This window comes from Flavobacterium sp. (assembly GCF_043722275.1).
GTDB lineage: Bacteria > Bacteroidota > Bacteroidia > Flavobacteriales > Flavobacteriaceae > Flavobacterium.
In genome coordinates, this window is record NZ_JAYSPC010000042.1 from 33,362 (window position 1) to 52,623 (window position 19,262).

Below are 19,262 nucleotides of genomic sequence, written 5' to 3' on the forward strand. Positions count from 1 at the left end.
ATATTTAAAAAACTTTATATTATTACTATAAATTCTACAAAAAAAAATTGTATTCTTACAAAATAATTTGGTACGTTTGTTTTTGATGATCCGAAAAAGTAAATATTTTCGTAAAATTTTAATTGTAAGCAAGTTAGCATATAAAAAGGAAAATTCTTAGTTTTTTAAACTAATCGAAAATATAAAATAAATTTATTTTCTGGAGTTGCAAAGGTTAAAAATTAGAATTTAATTGTTACCAAAATTTGAAATGGCGGTAAAATAATAAATAATATATTTTATGAAGCAGGCAGTTTTGTTATTTCTGATGATGCATTTGTGCATTGAATGTCATGCTCAAAAATATATATCACAGATTCCGTTCAAATACGATTATTCATTAGATCTGCTAAAAAAGCAATCCCAAATGAAAGAAGTTGGATTAAAGAATAAATCAGTTGTAAATGACAATTCAGAAAATTTAAGTGATGATGTTTTAGCACTTAAGGAAAAATACTCCATAGTACTGGCAGTGATGCCTAACAAAATTACCAACTACAAATTATACGCATACATAGATCCGTGGCTGAATACGCCGTATAAAGAGAAAAGTTTTTCTAAAAAAGGAATTGACTGTTCCTATTTTTTACAGTCTTTGTATAGTGATGTTTACAAAACCACATTGCCGAAAGATCCGGCAGGAATGTGGAAATCAAAATCCATTCAGATATTTACGGGAAGAAGTTTTTTGACCGAAGGTGACCTTGTATTTTTTAGATACGACAAAGATCATCCTATTTCTGATGTTGGTTTATACCTGCACAATGACAGAATTTTGGCTTGTACTGATAAAGGGCTTGCTATATATAATTTCAACGACGAATATTTTCAATTACGTTACATAGGCGCAGGACGAATCAACGAAGATGCAAAGAAAAAGTAAAAAAAGTCTTGAGGATCTGGTGCATGAAATAGAAAGTATTTCATATGATATCAGGGCCGAAGTTATAGCAAATGAACTTCTGGAGAGCAATGAGGTAGTGCCTGATGAAATTACGATTTCAAATCAGGGACAATTTTCAAGAGCGTACAGGAGCGATGTTTTAGGAGCGACAATTCAGGATGATAATTATGATAAGCAGGAATATCTTAACATACAATTGTCCAGAGATAGTATGTATGATGCGCTTCCGGAGGGATTTGTACATAGTTTAACCGAAAATAATGCTGATAAGTCTGTAAAACAGATGATCAGGGAACATAAACATCAGAAAAAACAGGAAGCCGAAGCACGTAATTTTTTCATGCCTTTTGAAAATGAAATTTTTCATTACAAAACAAAAATAGAAAGCGTTGAAAGAGATTTTTTATACAAGTTAAACGGAAGTAAGCCGCTGGATTTTTTCTATGATTTTTGGGGTTTACCGCATATTTATCCAGCAGTTTTGGTATCTAAGTTCATTCAGCTTTTGCCATATGCTTATAAAATTGTTGGAGATATTGATATGGCTTGTCGCTGTTTATCAAGTATTATAGAAGAGAAAGTTAGTTTTACATCAACGAGTTCTAAGGAATTTAGCGATGAGGGCGAGGAGATCAGGTTAGGAGAAAATAGATTGGGCGTAGATTTTATAAGTGGAAATAATTATATGGATTATTCTATGAATCTTACCATCGAAATTGGACCCATACAGAATAAACCATTTGGGGATTATGTCAACGATGGAGAAATAAAAATATTTATAGATTGTTTTTGCGAACATTTCTTCCCGATGGAAGTAGAGGTAAAAATAGTCTTGGTGATGAATCAGGAAACTGAAGAATTTAATTTTAGTAAACAACCTGTTTTAGGGTATACAACAAGAATTTAGTAATGATAAAAAAGCATTTAGGAGCACTTATTGACGTTAGGCTTATTGTATTTTTAGTAATAATTATAGCAGTAAGTTTTATACTTACAATGGTATTTAACGATAAAGTAAAGGATTTTGTGAGCAAGTATAAAAGAAAATTTTATATCTATGTTTTTTCGTTTGTGCTTATTTATGCCTTGGTAGCCTTTTTAGGATATAACAAATTATTTACAGAACTGTCTGATGAATTTCTTTTTTATCAAATAACCTCTTTATTGTTCGGTATTCTAAATGTTTACCTGTATCGATTTTATCTTGAGGAATTTTATAAAAGAGGAGATGTTGGTATTGAATTGCTGCTTTCTTTTGTGATTACATTGTATTCAAGTGTTTTGTTTATAATTATTTATACAGCACTAAACGGAATTACTTTGACTTTCCTGATGTGTTCGCATTTTATGGTTTTCATAGTACCAACAGGAGTTTACGCCGTATTTAATTTTATGATGCAAATCCCGCCAAAAGAATTTGTTACCTGGAAAATCCCACCTGGAGATAATCCTTTTCCCGTAGTTGAAGGCATAGAAATGAAAGATTTATTGCTTATTTCTTTACTGATTCAGAAAAAAGAAAATAGCGAGGAGTTTACTTCTTTACGATCCAAAGGTCCTGTTCGAATTGATTTTGGAAACTTATTTTATCACACTGTTTCAGGATATAATGATCACAATGCAGATAGTACGATAGATTTGACCCATAACGGTGAAAATTGCAATTGGGTGTTTTTCCTTCAGCCTAAATGGTATGAATCAGCCAAGTATGTTGATGCTAACTATACTTTAGGAATGAATGGTATTACAGAGAACTCCGTAATTATATGTAAAAGACAAAAGGAAAAAGAGGCTACTGTCAAGGAGAAAGATAAGTTGAAAGATCCTGACTTTGTTTACGAACATAAGGCTCCCACCGATGTAAAGCAGGATGAAAAAGTAGCAGTAGAACAAGTTTAATATTTAGAAAGCATGTATTATATAAATGAATCTGAGGTGCCGTCATACGACAATTACCGCACCTATAAGATAAGAAAGGGAGATACATTGCAAAGTGTAGCCAGTGAGCTTGGAGTAGAGGCTCAGGAATTAAGGCGATATCACAATATGCGTTGCAATATTCCGGATTTGATTGAGGCTGATTTTAAAAGTTATTTAGAATTATTGATTCTGGCTCCGGAAGATATCGAAGTTACAACATCATCAGTTGAAACTGTTCGTAAAAGAGTAGTGTTTGGCAGCAAAGCTTTTACTATTCCTTTTTATCCTATAAATATTAATAATAGTTATAAAGTAAAATATGCTATTGAAAAAGGAGATAAAGTAAAGAAAATAGAGTTTGACGTAAGTGTAAAATGGCTGCGTGCAGACAAAAATGGTATTTGCTTTTTTGAAATTGACAGATTATCAAAAGTGTTAATTGACGGAAGTGAGGCTGATACCAAAGTAGATGTATTGGCAGAAATGGCGTCTAGTATTTTATATCCAATGCAGGTTGTGGTGGATCAAAACGGAAACTGGATCGATATTTTTAATTACCAAACAATCAAGGAACGTTGGGAAGATGAAAAAATCAAGGTTCTTGATTATTATGACGGAAAACAGGTTCTTAGATATATTGATGCTATAGAATATACATTAAGAAATGAGGAAAGTTTGCTGAAATCACTTTCTGATGATTGGTTTTTAAAAGTGTTTTTTAATGGAGTTCACACTTGTTACGGATCAAATTTAGTAATAGAAAAAGATACCCGTTTTTCAATCATGCCTAAAAAAGCAATTGTAAATACAGATGCTGAACAAAAAATAGAAGAATATCTGGATGCATCCAATTTAATTGTAATTAAGCAAAATGGAGAATTTACAGATGAGGATTTGAAAGAAAAATATTTAATTGATGATGAAATTGCAGGTTATTATAGTGCAGTATATTCACTAAATCCAAATCATTATTCGATTGAAAAAATAGCATTAGAATGTACGCTAAATATTGCTTCTCCAAGAAAGGTTACTATAGAAATTAGAAATCTTAATGAGAAAAAAGAAGTTGCAATAGCAAGCCGGCAATCTATTTTTATTGCTGAAGAGAAAAAAAAGGACGGTTTTTTTAAAGGACTTTTTAAACGTTATTAAAAAATAAAGTTATGAGTGAAAAGCATCTGGTTGTACAGGGAGCAACCTTAAAATGTAAGTTTAGCGTAGAGCCTAAAACGGATACATTAAAGGTAAAATCGCAAAAGAAGCATTATTCTAATGATAAAGATGCTGAAAAAAAACTCATTGCCACTGATAAGGAAATTGGACAGACATTAGAAAAAAACACTTTTGGAAAATGCAAAATGCAGCCAAACGGAAGTGGTGATTATTTGCCATGTCAGGCCACTATTACAAAGTGGACAGGTTTCTATGAAAAAATAACGTTAAGCAATAAAGGAAAAATACTGGTTGAAGACAGTAAAGGAACATGCCCAATAGGAGGCCCTGACTGTATAGAAGTAGACAAACACGGACAAAAAGCCGAAGCAGGAAAACAAAATTTTAAAGAAGCAGATCCTGAAGTACATAGCCAAATTAACCCAATGGTAGATATGGCAATGTTTCAGGCGGGTATGGATGATAATGAAGTTATTTGAAAATAAATATAGCGTATGTCAAATTTTAAAATAATAGGTCCAGAAAATCCTGAAATAGGAAAAGAAATAATTTACAAAACAAGTATTTCAAATTTTCCTGCAAGCTTGCCGGGACAAATAAATCCTGTCGCTACTAACCCGTTTACTGAACAGGTAAAGTGGTCTATCTATATATTAGAGTACGGAAAGTGGATCTTAAAAGAAAAAAATAATAAAACAGGACCCACTGCCAACTATACTTTTACAGCAGTAAGTTTAAAAAGGAAAGGTATACGAATAGTTGCCCTTTTGGGTAATGAAAAAGCAACATTAGATATTAAGCCTCTTGATACTATCGAACGCAAAATAGTAAAAGTAGAATTATGCGATGCCTTAGGAAACTTGCAGACCAAACCTTTTGCATACAGTCAGACTGTTTTAGCAAGAGTACATTGCTTAAATCTTGATAATTGTGCAGTTCATGTTACCTTATGGGAAGACGATGCTCCGGGCGCAGGACATAATGAAATAAATAAAAATAATAAAGCGATAACAAAGTCAGAACTGGTATCAAACGGTATTGCAGACGTTAAATTTAAACTCGCACCTGATTTTGCAAAAATGGCAGATGCTCAATTGGCAAAAGGCGATAAAAGCGAAGGCAAAACGCATGAATATTATGTAACAGCAGAAATATTCAGGCAAGAAACAAAAAGCAGCAATAATATTAATGTAACCAACCCTAATAATAAAACTGCTGATACAAAAGCAAAAGCAACCCCTCAAAAACCAGTAACAAAACCTGTTGCAGCAAAACCAACACCACCAGCCGCGAAAAAAGGACAATCAAAAAAAGAGGAAAAGGGAGTGCCAAAAACTGATAGCGGAACCATCTATGATTGGGCTGAATCAATGCTAAAAGCAATGCCCACAATTTTACCGGATCCTATAGAGATTGTTAATAGTCTTGCAAAACTTTTTACACCTGATAAAAAGGAGGAGAAGAAAGGGGAGAAAAATTCTGTTTGTGAGTGTGAAGCTAGAGTAAGAGCATTTATGAGAATGTTAAGAAAAGGGGAGGGAACTCAAGGAGAAAGCGGATATACAAAACAATTTGGAGGTGGAAGTTTCTCAGATATGAGTAATCATCCACAAGAAATAATACATTCAGGTAATTATTATTCATCTGCAGCAGGAGCTTATCAAATTATGGGCTATACCTATTATTGGTTAAATGGTGAAAAGCTTAACAGTAAGAATAAAAAAGCTGGAGTATATGAAAAAGATCATGATTATATAAAAAGATATAATATAAAAGATTTCAAAAATGAATCTCAAGATAAATTATGTCTAATAATCTTAAAGCATAAAAGAAAAGGAAGTATAGATCTAATAATTAAAAATGAAATCAAGGAAGCTCTTGAGAAATATGGAAGTTATGAATGGGCAAGTTTGCCTCCTGGAAGATATGGGCAACCAACTCAAACAATGGATGGAGCATTAAAAGAATATGATAGATGCTTAAAAGAAGAACTCGCTGGAAAGACAAATTTATATCTACAGAAAGGTTTTCTTAAAGAGTTCGGTTATAATTGTTGTAGCGATAGCAAATCAGATGATTCCGCAAATTGTAAATCTTGTAAAAAGATACATATCGACCTTACGGATAAAGTTAAATGGCAAAGTCAGTATGATTCAAAGTGGGGAAATAAATTGGCGCAAGATAAAGCTTGTAAAAAAACTTGTGATGATATATTAATAAAAAATGGACTAAAAGCTACCTCACTTTCAAGATTATTTCAAACTGCAATTGAAAATGATGCACATACAAAATTAATTGTAGATACAGGGGTTTCTAAAAAAGGTGTGGAGTATTTAGATAGTGAATTGGAGAAAGGAAATCCTGTTCAAGTAGGTGTAGATCATGATTTAAATTATAAAATTAATAATAATGCGGATCATTCAACCGATCACTTTATTGTAATAATTGGTAGGGGATGTGATGAGGGGAAAATCTATTATTCTTTTTATGATGTTGGTACTAGTTTTGAAAAAAAAGGCGCTAGCGACAGTAACCGTCTTTATTTAGACATTTCTGACAATTCGCTTAAAGGGAAAACTGTTTATAATGGAAATTTTTATACTGTAACACAAATTAGAAAAAATTAAAAATATGAAAAGCTCAATAATTTTATTCTTTGTAATATCTGTACTTAGTTTAAGTTCATGTAATTCTCAAGATAAAAAGCATAATGCAATAGTTGAAAAAAGTAGTAGTAATATTAAAACAGAAGATGTTAAGCAATATACTGGAACTTGGTTGTTTGTAGAAAAAAGACAAAATAACGAGTTTACTTATTGCACCGATATTTCAAAATCAATTATAGTTAATAATTCTGTAATACATGAAAAAACTCCAATGGAGGATTCAGATTTTACAATTGATCATGTAAAAGAAAAAGATGGAATTACTTATTTATATTTAGATAAAAAAGAGCTTTCTTCTTACAGGTTTAAATGGATAGACAGAGAAAAAGGAATTTCTGAATGGACTTTAGATAATTATCAAGGAGATATATATGTAAATCAATTAAAGTTAAATAAAGTTAAAAAAAGCAAATGTGAACAGGAAGAAACTATTAAAGGTGTTGTATGTGAGGTTAGCAACCTTTCATCCAAATTTAATTTTAAGGTAATAGGAACTGATTTTGAAAATAAGGAAAAGAATTTAAACCCTTTAATTGCAAAAATAATAATTGTTCAAAAAAGTGATCCTTCTTTAACTCAAGATATTCGTTTTGAACCTAGTTCATGGATATCTTTTGATAATGTACCGTGTAATGCAATTTCGTATTTTAAAAAAGAAAAAAGCATAAATGAAAGTTTGGAAAATCATCATGACTTTATAATAGCAGATTATAACTTCGATGGATTGGAAGATTTTGCTTATATATGGGATATAGGCGGTAATGGAGGGGCTTTATTTTCATATTTTTTTCAAAACAAAAATGGAGAGTTTTTTGAAGATAAGAGTTTTCCTCTTCAAAATGGAGTTTTTCCTTCTGAAATTAATATAGAAAAAAAAACACTAACTACTGTAAATCCTATTGGGTGTTGTAAAATAAATAAAATGACTTACCAGTTAAAGAATAATAAGTGGGAATTAATTAAATCAAAGCAAGAAGATATTAAATAGCATAAATAGTAATAATAATATAATAATTGATATAAAGCTCCTTGACATATTGAAAAGAAAAGCCTCAGCTAGCAAGAGCGGGATGCTCTTGTTAGTTGGAGGAATTTTATAAAAAATAAACTATGAAAAGATTTTTAAGCATAACACTTTTAGTTTTAGTATTTACAAATTGTAAAGAAAATATAAGTAAAAATTTAAATAATGAAAACAGTATTAATAAAGTAAAAAATGATGCTAAACTTTTGGATGGTATAACTCTGTCTAAGTCATTCATTAAGGATATTGAATTTCACAAATTTAAATATGAAAATGATTTTATAGAAAATATTAAAATAAGTTCATTACAAGATAATTTGTACCGTATGAAATTTTTTAATTTTTTAAATAAAAAAAAATTTGATAACGGTGAGTATGAGCAAGTATTTTTCATCAAAATCTTATTAGTAAGAATACAACAAACCAACGATATAGAATTATATTATATTTTAAATGAATTATTTAAAGATAATTCGCTAAGTTATCATTTACAGGATTATGAGCTGTCTCTATTTGAATTATTTCTTTATAAACCAAATTTCTTCATTAAAGGTGCTAGTTTATATAAGAAGAACGACTTAGTTAATTATATAAATAAATCATTACCAGAAGCATTACTAACGAATCGAAAATATTTTGTTGATAATTTAGTAGAATGTGATGTAGAAAATACCAGTCTTTTGATTGATGAAGAAACAGTTGATAAACTATCTATAAAAGAGTTAAAAGAACAGATAAAAAAAGAGCCTTTTGTAAATGCTTATTTTTCACCATCCATCGCTTCTGGATGGAAAAGTAAAACAATTATTGAATATAATATTTTACCATCGTTAGAGAGGAATATAAAAACTAATCTAGATGAAATTGAGAAAAAATATTATGATGATGAATTCAGCTCATTATTTGAAAATTATATAATACATATTTATAGTATTCATGATTCAGATGGTTATACTAATTTAAGAAAGGAAAAGAATAGTGCGTCTACAATAATTGAAAAAGTTAAATCTGGAGAAAAAATTGAAGTGCTTGACGGTTCTGGAGAGTGGTGGTTTGTAATAACAAAGTCTGAAAATAAAGGATATATATATAAAACTAAAATTAAATCCGAATAGTCAATAATAAAACAATAAGGCTCCTTGACATATTGAAAAGAAAAGCCTCAGCTGACAAGAGCGGGATGCTCTTGTTAGTTGGAGGAATTTTATAAAAAAAATAGAAATGAAAAAATATATATGCCTTTTAATTATTATTCTTATTTCATGTAAGAATAATAATGAAAAATCTTTGATTATGGAACCAAAGACATTAAGTACTAATTTGATTTTAAGTAATAATGACTATTCTGAAAAATTACTAGATAATCTTTTAAAATGTGGTGATTATTCATATATGGATGGTTATTTTACTGTGCCTGATTATGGGTGTATATATCAGTCCAGTGCAATAAATACATTAGGAAACGCAGAAATATATTTAGTTCCTAGAGAACGATTAGTTGAAGGAATAGATGTTGAAGGAGAAGAGGACAAAGTGGGTAAAATGGCTATTAATAATTTAAAAGAAAACTTTGATATCTATATAATGATTATAGATAAAAAATATTTAATTCATAATGATAAAATGGATGTTCCATATTATCCAAAGTATCCTTTCAAGCAAGTGATTTTTAAATGGAAAGATGGTGCATGGGAAAATATAACTGCTCTAACTATAAATAAAGAAAATGATTCACAATATAATAACTGGAAAGCTCAATTTTTAGTTAGTAAACAGTTATCACGAGAGGAGAAAATAGTAGAATTAAAAGGTGATTATTTTATTAAAACTAAAGTATCAAGTGTTGAAACAGGAGACCCAATTGAGGTTAATTTTTATTTTGAATTCGAAATTCAACAAGCTATTTTAACTATAGGGACAAAAAACTCACTTGAAGCATATTGTGAGGGAACTTATAGTATTACGAAAAATAATGAATTTTTAAAATTGCAATATATAGGTGAGGGTACTTGTACTTCAGATGAAGACGAAAGTACTTTTCTTGTTAAAAAGGAAAATAATCAATTTTATATAAAAAGTAAAAGATTTATAAATCCTGACTGGCAATTATTGAAAAAGAAAACAAATTAGATTTAAAGTCAATTATTTATTCTAAATTAATTTAAGGAAAGGAAAACTTAAAATCAATAAGACAATTACTAAAATACTGGAAACAAAGCTTTTTAATAATTTACGAAATTGATGATTCCGGAGATTGGCAGTTTGTTTTAATAAAATTTAGAAATAAAGGATTTGTCTCTAAAAGTAAAATTAAATCTGAATAAAATATTTAATGTTCTAATACCACTAAAGAGGACTAGAAATAATAAAATAAAAAATAACAATAAAGCTCCTTGACATATTGAAAAGAAAAGCCCCAGCTAGCAAAAGCGGGATGCTCTTGTTAGCTGGAGGAACTTTATAAAAAATAAACTATGAAAAGACTTTATATAACATTATTACTTACTATTCTATTTAGTTCTTGCTTAAAACGAAATGATATTAAAGATTCATCTAAAGTTGTTGTGAGAAATATAAAAAATCATACAGCACAAATAAAGACTAATAATTCAGCAGATTTGCAGGATGATTGTACAATTGACTCATTAGAGTCGCAGACTAGTGAATATGATGGAATTAAGTTTTATACTGAAAATAAGTTGAGAGGTGAAGGAGTTCTTTCTATTTCCATAAATCAAAAAGTTGAGATTCTAAATCTAGATAAAACGGTATTTGGTAATATTTCTTTAATAGAAAATGATGATGAAACTTTATATAAAATTGATCTACCAAAAAAAACAATAGTAAGACAAATAATACCTGATATAGAAATTCAAGTTTTTAGTTTTGATGCAGAATTTCCAGAAACAGATAAAGATTTTGTGATTGTATATGTGAACCGAGAAAAAAAGCTTATAAATAAGAAAAACATCAAATATACATTTATGTTGTGGGAAAAATATATTAAATCTTCATTTATAGAATTGACTCCAAATGTAGAAAACATAAGTATTGAGGAGAAAAATTATTGGTATCAAGCATTACAAATTAAAGGAGATTCTATGAAAATAAAATCGATTAAAACAAGTTGTGAATATGTAGAGAATTACAAAGATTTCACAACGTGGATAAAATGGAAAAAGGGTTCGTGTATGTTGATTAAATTTAACTTTTGTTACTAATTGTTCTATGTTGAAAAATAAATTAATTATCGTATTAACATGTTTTATTGCTTTGTACCGGGAAACAAGACAATTCAGTTAAATTTAAGGATTAAAATACAACACACTTTTTAGGGGATTCCACTCTAGCTGCGAAAAACTGGTTTAAAAATTTAACTAATAAAAAAGCATATTTCATATTAAAAAAAGAGAATGATTTATATCAAAAAAAATATTCAAATTTTAAAAACTATGATATTTCTAAACCTGATGGGAGTAATATCAAATTTAAATTTGAAAAGCAATTTTTGAGTAAAGAGAAAAAATATAGAATTGTATTGTACACATTAATTGAAAATGAAAAGAAAGATTCGATCGAATTTTATAGAAATGTTGATGACTTAAAATATGAGCCTAGTAATTATACCTGTTTGTCTTATTTAGATTTAAAAGTAAAAAATATTTGGCAATTAAAGTATTTTTCTTCTCCAGTAGATAAATCTGTAGGCTATATTATATATGAAAAAAAGAAAATAATGGAAAACGGAAAGATTGAAACAGATTCACTTTTTTATCTTGATGAATCCTTAGATGTTGAAATGGAAAAAAACAAACTTTATTATTAATTAAAGAAATAAGCTCCTTGAAATATTGAAAAGAAAGCCTCAGCTGGCAAGAGCGATAAATCTGAATAGTAAATAAACAATAAAGCTCCTTGATATATTGAAAGAAAAGCCTGAGCTAACAAGAGCGTGATGCTCTTGTTAGCTGGAGGAATTTTTAATAATTGTAATCGGTTATTTTTTATTTTTTGTAATTCTTAAAATAATTTATGCTTTCATTTTTTAGCAGAGTGATGGAAAAATACGTTTAAAATATTTGAAACTATGTTGGAGCGATTACGAAGTCAGGAGACTTCGAAGAGCGTGGGCATTGTAAGGACATGACGGATGATTCGGTTATTATAGACCAAAAAATTATATAAAAAAATTATAAAATGAAAAAAGGAATATTACTAATTGCGTTAGTTATTTATGCAATATCTAGCTGTCAAGAAAATTCTAGAAAGCTTGAGGATAAGAAAAATATCTCTGAAAATAGTGTTGTTATTAACAATGAAAAAGAAAATCAAAATATTGATTTTTTAAAAAATTTGCAAGATATCTGCGTTGAAGATGATGGAGTTTTTAAAAATTGTGACGAACTATTCACAAAAGAAGGATCTTCATTGTTTTTTATTATTATACCTAAGATAGGGGCAAAAAAATGGTATGATTATCAAAGTAAAAATCTAAAAGGAGAAATTTATGAAGTTAATAACGCTTTAATCGAGAAAGTTAAAAAAAGTAAAATTACAAGTAAAGATTTCAATATTTGGGTGTTTTTCACAGATAAAAAATATACCAAATATGTTGGATTAGATTCATCTTATAATTTAAAAATTCCACGAATAACAGATTTGTTTTATTTAAACTCTAAAAATAAATGGGACAAACTTCAAAGTTTTAAGGTCTCAGATGAAAAAGATGATATAAAAGAAAATGAATGGAGAAGAAATTATATTGATAAAATTATTATTGAATCAAACAGTAAAAATGATGTAAATAAATTTCTGACAAGTGGTTAGGAAAATATTCTATTTATTTAAACTATGGAAAAATTGGTGATCAAAATGCGGGTTGGGCACTCGATATTGATATAACAAAAGAAAGCATAACGGCAAATGGTGAAGGTTATCAAATAGGATTTAAAGATTTGTTAACAGCTAAAGAGAGTGATAGGAAGCTATTACTTAATCATGTAGAAAATTTAAGTGGATATAATCTTGGATCAAAGATGATTCCTGAATTTATATTAGTTGAATTTGACAACAAATATTTTATTCGGTCAAAATGGATAGATAGTGATATAATAACTAAGCCTGAGAATACGGTTATTTAATAGAAAAGATTAAATAATTTTTTCTCTTGTAAAGTAAATATTAAACTTTATAAGCTCCTTGACATATTGAAAAGAAAAGCCCCAGCTGGCAAGAGCGGGATGCCCTTGTTAGCTGGAGGAATTTTAGGCTAATTAAAATGAAGAAAATGATTAAAATAATTAAAATGTTTTTAGAGATAATGAAGATAAAAAAAATAGCAATTAATACATTCTTAATTTTCATATTATTGATTTCTTGTAATATGAATGCAAAGGATAATTTTGATTTATCAAAACTTAAAAAAGCATATTTAGAAAAAAACGATAAGGAATTCATTCAAAATTTCCCTAAAAATTTTGAAAATTTTAAATCCGTTTTTGGATGGAATGATAGTTTAGATAAAGCTTATCCTTTGTATAAAGATAGTACGAAATATATAGATAAATTTTTCGAAATAATTTCGAAAGACAAAACAAAAAAATCATTAACTCTTATTGTTGATATTGGTTTAGGAGGAAAATATCAAGCAGATGGTGTTAGCTATTTCAAGATGAATATTGAAAAATTATTTATTAAAAATTCTAATTTAAGTTGTGAGCTTTTAAAAAACAGAAAACTTGAAGATATAGATAGTTTTTGGTTATTTTATTTGGACTCTCCTCAGCCTTTAACTTCAGTCCCTGATTATTTAAAAAAAATAAAAATTGATTGTGATAAAGTGTATTTTTCATTAGAAAGACAAATCAAATTAATTCAAAAGCAAAATCTAGTTTCTGAAATTACTACTGAAAACAAAGCGAATAAACTAAAATTAATAAACGATTTTATACCAAAAGGATATATTATGTTAGATAGTTTGTCAGGTTATATAAATACAGACAAATTATTAGATAAGATAATTGTATTAGCAGATATACAAGAATTCAAAAATAATGAATCAAGATTATTTATGATTTTGTTAAATGATAGTAAAAATGGATATGTCTTGAATTTGAAAAACCCTAATATTATTCCTTGCATAAAGTGTACAGGAGGAACAGGAGGAGAAGATTCTTATAGTGACTTATCTTATAAGGAGAATACGTTAAGTTTTAAACAAATGAAGATACTTGATTCAAAAATTGTTGAAATAAAATACGAGTTTTTAAATGATCGTAGTGATTTTAAATTAAATAATGTTTTCATCACAAATTCGAATTTAACAGAGGATTTAGAATATAAAGTAAAAATAATTGTACATGATAAAATTTCTTTAAAAGATTTCAATTATAATCTTTATGGTAGATATTTAAAATATTATACAAAAATAAATGACTCAGATGGATATACGAATTTACGAGAGAAAAAGAGCAGCTCATCAACTATACTTGAAAAAATTAAAACTGAAGAAAGTGTAGAAGTATTAGATAACTCAGACGATTGGTTATTAGTACAATCTAAAACCGGAAAAAAAGGATATATATATAAAACTAAAATTAAATCTGAGTAGTAAATAAACAATAAAGCTCCTTGACATATTGAAAGAAAAACCTCAGCTGGCAAGAGCGGGATGCTCTTGTTAGCTGGAGGAATTTTAGGCTAATTAAAATGAAGAAAAATGATTAAAATAATTAAAGAGATAATGAAGATAAAAAAAATAGCAATTAATACATTCTTAATTTTCATATTATTTAACATAGTAACCTCTTTTTAATTGATAATTCGGGAGATTGGGGGTTTGTTTTAATAAAATCTAAATCTAAAAATAGTTTCAGATAGCTGTAGAATGTTAATTAATTTTGAAAGAAACCTGAGAGTTAAAATGGTCTCATTGCACGCTATTGTTATGTTTTAACCCGAAAAAGCTTGTTATAAAGTAATGTAAATGTTAAAAATCAATATATTGTAAACACATAAATAAAATGAAAATAAATTTTTTAGTACTCTTTCTTGTTTTTGGCTTTAGTGTAAGGGCTCAGGATATTTCCATACAAGTTTTATCAGCTGTAGAAAAAGATAAAGTATTAGCTAATGCCGAAGTGATGATTCAGAGAAATGGAGAATCATCAGCAAAAAGAGTAACCAATTCTAGCGGTAGAGCAACAATTAATGGCGGCTTTCAGGATGATTCGAATACTTTACTGATTATTAAAAAAGAAAATTATTCAAGTTTGGTTGTAAAATGTCCTTGTAACGATTTAACATACGCATTAAGTCCAGTAATGAAAAATCTGGACGGAATGAGAATCGTTTTAAACTGGGGAAAATATCCAGAAGATCTGGATTCGCATTTGAGTTTTCCGGGGAATCATATTTATTTTGATCACAAAAAAGGAAGTTCTTCTAATCTTGATGTTGATGATACAAATAGTTATGGTCCTGAAACGATAACGATTAACAATAAAAAATTCGGACAAACCTATCATTATTTTGTGCATGATTATTCGAATAAAGAGGATTTAAATTCTTCAAAATTATCTGCCAGTGCGGCAAAAGTATTTGTTTACGTAGGCCAGTCATTGGTTAAAACATATTACATCCCAAAAAATAAGAAAGGAAATGTCTGGAATTTATTTAAAATAAATGAAAACGGAGAAATCATAGATATCAACACTATAATTTCAAAAACAGTAGACGAAGTTGGTATTGGCGGATCATCAAACGATGATAATCAGGAGGAGGTTTATGTATCTAATGACGATAAGAAAACAGCGCTTTTATTAAATAAAAAAGGAGATTTAGCCTATCAGGACAAAGATGTTGATGCAGCTTTAAATTTTTATAAACAAGCTATTGAATACAATCCTGTATTTGGTCAGGCGTATGGAAATTTAGGGTTGATGTATATTAAAAAAGGTTACAAGGCAGAAGCCATTTATTCAAACAGAAAAGCAATAACGTACGCTGCCGGTAACTCAATTAACACGACCAAAGCAAGTGCATATTACAATATTGCCAAGATTTTTGAGAACGACAATGATTTTGAGGAAGCATTAAACTATTACAAACTTGCAAAAGAGTTTAAGGAAAATACAGTTTATGACAATGCGATAATTAGAGTAGAAAATAAAATAAGAGGATAAGAAATAATACATCTTATTTCAAAATAAAAATTTAGAATTATGATAGAAAAATTAAATCATTTTCCCGTAAACTGGATCGATGGGATGAAGATCAATAAGAGCCATTTTTTATCGATTCAGGATAATGTGTCTGAGTTGGTAAACGATGCAATAGGTATACATACAACACCTATGAGTTATGGATTACTGGATTCAGGTAATCAAAACAAGGAATCAACAAAAATTACTTTAGGAATCGATAATCATAAATTACTTCGTGTACGCGTTGAAGAATGTCATGCGATTACTCCAAACGGTTCTAGAATTGAAATTAGTAAAAGCAATACAGATACTTTAGATCTTCAGGTTCCATATCCGGAAGATACTTATGAGATCAAAGCAGGAGAACAATTAGTTTTACTGGCCTGTATATCTGTTAATTCTAAAAAGAGGATTCCGTTTGGTGAGCCGGATCCGGACGAAGTTCCGCCAAGATATCCCTACACGCAACCGGAATATAAACTTCACTTAATCAAAGCCGAAGAATTTCGTACAGGGATAGGATACGGAGGTTTTTACCTGGCAATTGGTAAAGTTTTAATTGGCGATACTACGGTTCTTGACGAAAATTATATTCCGCCATCTGTTACAGTGGCTTGTCATCCAAAATTGGTAGACATGCAGGCGCAAATTGCACGTTCGTTTGGTCAGATTGAAATTTATTCAGTACAGATTTCTCAAAAAATTAACCGGGTACATCAAAATGGGGTTTTACCACAAACGGTAATGCAATTGGCAGACAATACCGGATATTTTTTAGGAACACATCTTACGCAGTTTCGTTGGTTTTCCCTGCATCAGCATCCTGCCGCGATGTTAAGCACAGTGGTTTCTTTTGCCAGAGTGATGAAAAATTTTATCGATTCAAAATCCGGTGCCGGAAAAGAAGAGTTACTGAATTATTTTGCTGAATGGTGTGATCTTTCACAAGGAGATCTTGAAATATTATTTACCTCACTTATTAATGCCGGTTACGACCATGTACATATTGATAAAACTGCTACACTGACGATGAATGCGCTGGCAAAAATTGAAACCTTATTTGAAACACTAAACAAGCTGGATTATATTGGGAAGAAAAGAGAAAATATCGAACTATTCGTTGCAGAAACGGACAAGAAAGATATTGTACAAAACCCAAAACGACATGGTTTTTTTATAAAAGATTAAAAATATAATAGTAATAAGTTATGGAAGTTTTAAACAAACAAGAACGTCAGAAAGCATTTTTTGCTTTTCTGGTTGCATTTTCCCTCACTTTTGTGGTGATGATAACTGCAATATCATTCAATTTTTATATGCCAAAAGCAGAAAATAAAATGCTGAAAGCAGAGAATGAAATGATGAAAAGAGAATACGATTATCAAACCAGTTTTTCGGTAAAAATTGATAGTATTAGAATGACAATTGACTCGATTAATTCGCCAAAAGTAGATAATGATTTTCAGCAGCGTCTGGCAAATGTTATGATTGCTAATATGTATCAAAAAGTACCAAAAGATACTACTGAGAATAAAAAATTATACAACAATGTTATTCTGGCATACAAGAATATTATTGATTATAAAAAGCAAATCAGAAGCCTTACTCATAATTCTCATTTAATAGACAGTTTAAACCAGTCGGCTAAAACGTATAAAGAAGAACTTGAAAAAGTAAGCAGGGATTTAGATGTCTGCCGTCAGATTTATCAAAATCAATAGATATAAATAATAGTACAAAATCAATAAAATAATCATTAAAAAATTAAAATTATGTTATCAAATTATGGAATTGGAGGTAATGAAGTAAAATTAGATGCAGATGAAGCAATCACTGCAATCCCTCAAAACAGAACACTTGTTGCTCAAAAATTAACTGTTGACGCACCCGTAAAACCAGAATTGGTTGAAGGAATTACAAGTGTTGAAAAAGCATTTGAGCATTTTAAACCAGAGGTTAAAGTAAATTTTGAAACTGTTGACGGAGCTACAAAAGTTGAAGCTTTGAACTTTAAAAACCTGGGCGATTTTGGTATCAAAGGAATTACATCACAGAGTAGTTTTTTATCTGATCTTGAGACAGAAAAAGATCAATATCAAAAAATTATTCGTCAGCTAAAATCGAATAAAATTTTGAAAGCTGCATTAGAAGATGGTGAAGCAAAACAAGCTTTGTTAGAAAGCCTGGGAACATTGATCAAAGAGTTAAAAGAAAACAAATAAGAATTTTAAAATATAAGATATGTCAAATAAAGAAGCATATAAAAGCAGTGACGTCGATACAGCAGTATTAGAACGTAAAGTAAGTGGAGGTTCAATTGAAAAAAATGTTGAGAAACTGGCTAAATACGGTGGTTTTGATTTATTGGAAATGTCAATTGAAGGAATTCAAAACCTAAATCCGGAGAGAAAAGCAAGAAGAAAAATTTTCCTTGGAGAAATCAACAAAGCTAAAGAAAGAGAAACACTTTTAAAGACATTAGAACTTTGGACTTCGGTTTTAAGCAGCAATGAGGCTTTGACGGATATGGTTGCGCAAAGTGAAGACAAAAGCAAAGAATCTGAAGCATTATTAAAAAAGAATTTGATTAAGGCTGTTGAAGATACAAGAGAAATCGAAGCTGCTTACAGAACAATCGCTTTGTTTTTCAAAAACACTGAAACGGATAAAGTTAAAAACGTTACGATCGTAAATGCTGATTTAGAGCAATTAAAAGATCTTGATAATACTCGTTTTATCGATGCAATTCACTCTGAATTAGTTGATAATTACGATCGTTTAGACCTTAAAAACAACTACGGTATTTTAGTAATTCCTGGTTATTTAGGTTCAAATAAAGTAATTGAAAAATGGGCCAAAATTGCACATGAAAATAAAGTAATGTTAGTTACAGATTTCGAACATCTTGATGAACCGGATGATGTAATGGAAATGTTTGATGCTGCTGCTTTAACTGGTGGTGAAGTATATCGTTCAAACGTAATCATGACTTGTAACTGGTTGGTAGGCCGCGGTAGATTTGACCAAATTGGTGAAAGTGAAGATTTACACATAGCTCCGTCTGCAGCACTTGCAGGAAAAATTTACAAAACATTAATGTCTCAGGTTACTGCAGGTAAAAAGTTTGGTGGAATCAATGAAGTTGACGGCGTAAAATTTGATCTTAAGAAAAGTGAAATTGCAAATCTTGAAAACTTAGGATTAGTTCCTATGGTAAACGAGTACGGAAAAGTAATGGCTTTTTCTGCAAAAACATTGTTTAGCGGAGATAACTTAGGATTACAAACTTATTCTGTAGTGCGTGTTTTTGATTATGTGACTAAAGTATTAAT

At 29.4% G+C, this 19,262-nt stretch carries 18 protein-coding genes; all 18 read left to right on the top strand.

Going from position 1 to position 19,262, the window contains the following annotated elements; genetic code table 11:
* The first annotated feature begins 280 nt into the window (after positions 1-280).
* Positions 281-922 (top strand): C40 family peptidase, encoded by a 642-nt coding sequence (locus ACHZDT_RS05370; RefSeq protein ID WP_394773612.1) that lies wholly within the window; start codon positions 281-283, stop codon positions 920-922.
* The gene (locus tag ACHZDT_RS05375; protein ID WP_394773613.1) at positions 906-1,850 is read left to right on the top strand and encodes a type VI secretion system baseplate subunit TssG; all 945 of its coding nucleotides are present in this window, start codon (positions 906-908) and stop codon (positions 1,848-1,850) included. Before ACHZDT_RS05370 ends, ACHZDT_RS05375 begins: the two co-directional genes overlap by 17 nt.
* Before the next feature lie 2 nt (positions 1,851-1,852).
* A complete protein-coding gene (locus ACHZDT_RS05380) occupies positions 1,853-2,842 on the top strand; it encodes a TssN family type VI secretion system protein (RefSeq protein WP_394773614.1) in 990 nt (329 codons plus the stop codon).
* Positions 2,843-2,854: 12 nt separating this feature from the next.
* Complete coding sequence (locus tag ACHZDT_RS05385) at positions 2,855-4,015, top strand: LysM peptidoglycan-binding domain-containing protein (protein ID WP_394773615.1); 1,161 nt, start codon at positions 2,855-2,857, stop codon at positions 4,013-4,015.
* 11 nt (positions 4,016-4,026) lie between these two features.
* The gene (locus ACHZDT_RS05390; protein WP_394773616.1) at positions 4,027-4,515 is read left to right on the top strand and encodes a DUF4280 domain-containing protein; all 489 of its coding nucleotides are present in this window, start codon (positions 4,027-4,029) and stop codon (positions 4,513-4,515) included.
* A gap of 15 nt (positions 4,516-4,530) precedes the next feature.
* Positions 4,531-6,663 carry a glycoside hydrolase family 104 protein gene (locus tag ACHZDT_RS05395; protein ID WP_394773617.1) on the top strand — a complete coding sequence of 711 codons (2,133 nt, stop codon included), beginning with the start codon at positions 4,531-4,533 and terminating at the stop codon, positions 6,661-6,663.
* Between the two features lie 4 nt (positions 6,664-6,667).
* On the top strand, positions 6,668-7,690 hold the full coding sequence (locus tag ACHZDT_RS05400; RefSeq protein WP_394773618.1) for an XAC2610-related protein: 1,023 nt from the start codon (positions 6,668-6,670) through the stop codon (positions 7,688-7,690).
* A gap of 122 nt (positions 7,691-7,812) precedes the next feature.
* Positions 7,813-8,841 carry an SH3 domain-containing protein gene (locus tag ACHZDT_RS05405; RefSeq protein WP_394773619.1) on the top strand — a complete coding sequence of 343 codons (1,029 nt, stop codon included), beginning with the start codon at positions 7,813-7,815 and terminating at the stop codon, positions 8,839-8,841.
* A 106-nt stretch (positions 8,842-8,947) separates the two neighbouring features.
* Positions 8,948-9,856 (top strand): hypothetical protein, encoded by a 909-nt coding sequence (locus ACHZDT_RS05410; RefSeq protein WP_394773620.1) that lies wholly within the window; start codon positions 8,948-8,950, stop codon positions 9,854-9,856.
* Positions 9,857-10,200: 344 nt separating this feature from the next.
* Positions 10,201-10,947, top strand: a complete 747-nt coding sequence (locus tag ACHZDT_RS05415; RefSeq protein WP_394773621.1) for a hypothetical protein — start codon at positions 10,201-10,203, stop codon at positions 10,945-10,947.
* A gap of 287 nt (positions 10,948-11,234) precedes the next feature.
* Complete coding sequence (locus tag ACHZDT_RS05420) at positions 11,235-11,552, top strand: hypothetical protein (RefSeq protein ID WP_394773622.1); 318 nt, start codon at positions 11,235-11,237, stop codon at positions 11,550-11,552.
* 371 nt (positions 11,553-11,923) lie between these two features.
* Positions 11,924-12,553 (top strand): hypothetical protein, encoded by a 630-nt coding sequence (locus ACHZDT_RS05425; protein ID WP_394773623.1) that lies wholly within the window; start codon positions 11,924-11,926, stop codon positions 12,551-12,553.
* 460 nt (positions 12,554-13,013) lie between these two features.
* Positions 13,014-14,336 carry an SH3 domain-containing protein gene (locus tag ACHZDT_RS05430; protein WP_394773624.1) on the top strand — a complete coding sequence of 441 codons (1,323 nt, stop codon included), beginning with the start codon at positions 13,014-13,016 and terminating at the stop codon, positions 14,334-14,336.
* Between the two features lie 412 nt (positions 14,337-14,748).
* Positions 14,749-15,909, top strand: coding sequence for a tetratricopeptide repeat protein (locus ACHZDT_RS05435; RefSeq protein ID WP_394773625.1), 1,161 nt, complete (start codon positions 14,749-14,751; stop codon positions 15,907-15,909).
* A 39-nt stretch (positions 15,910-15,948) separates the two neighbouring features.
* On the top strand, positions 15,949-17,118 hold the full coding sequence (locus tag ACHZDT_RS05440) for a hypothetical protein (RefSeq protein ID WP_394773626.1): 1,170 nt from the start codon (positions 15,949-15,951) through the stop codon (positions 17,116-17,118).
* Between the two features lie 20 nt (positions 17,119-17,138).
* A complete protein-coding gene (gene tssO, locus ACHZDT_RS05445) occupies positions 17,139-17,651 on the top strand; it encodes a type VI secretion system TssO (protein WP_394773627.1) in 513 nt (170 codons plus the stop codon).
* 51 nt (positions 17,652-17,702) lie between these two features.
* Positions 17,703-18,152, top strand: a complete 450-nt coding sequence (locus ACHZDT_RS05450; protein ID WP_394773628.1) for a hypothetical protein — start codon at positions 17,703-17,705, stop codon at positions 18,150-18,152.
* Between the two features lie 19 nt (positions 18,153-18,171).
* Positions 18,172-19,262 (top strand): type VI secretion system contractile sheath protein TssC (locus tag ACHZDT_RS05455; RefSeq protein ID WP_394773629.1); only part of this gene is annotated, 1,091 nt, incomplete at its 3' end.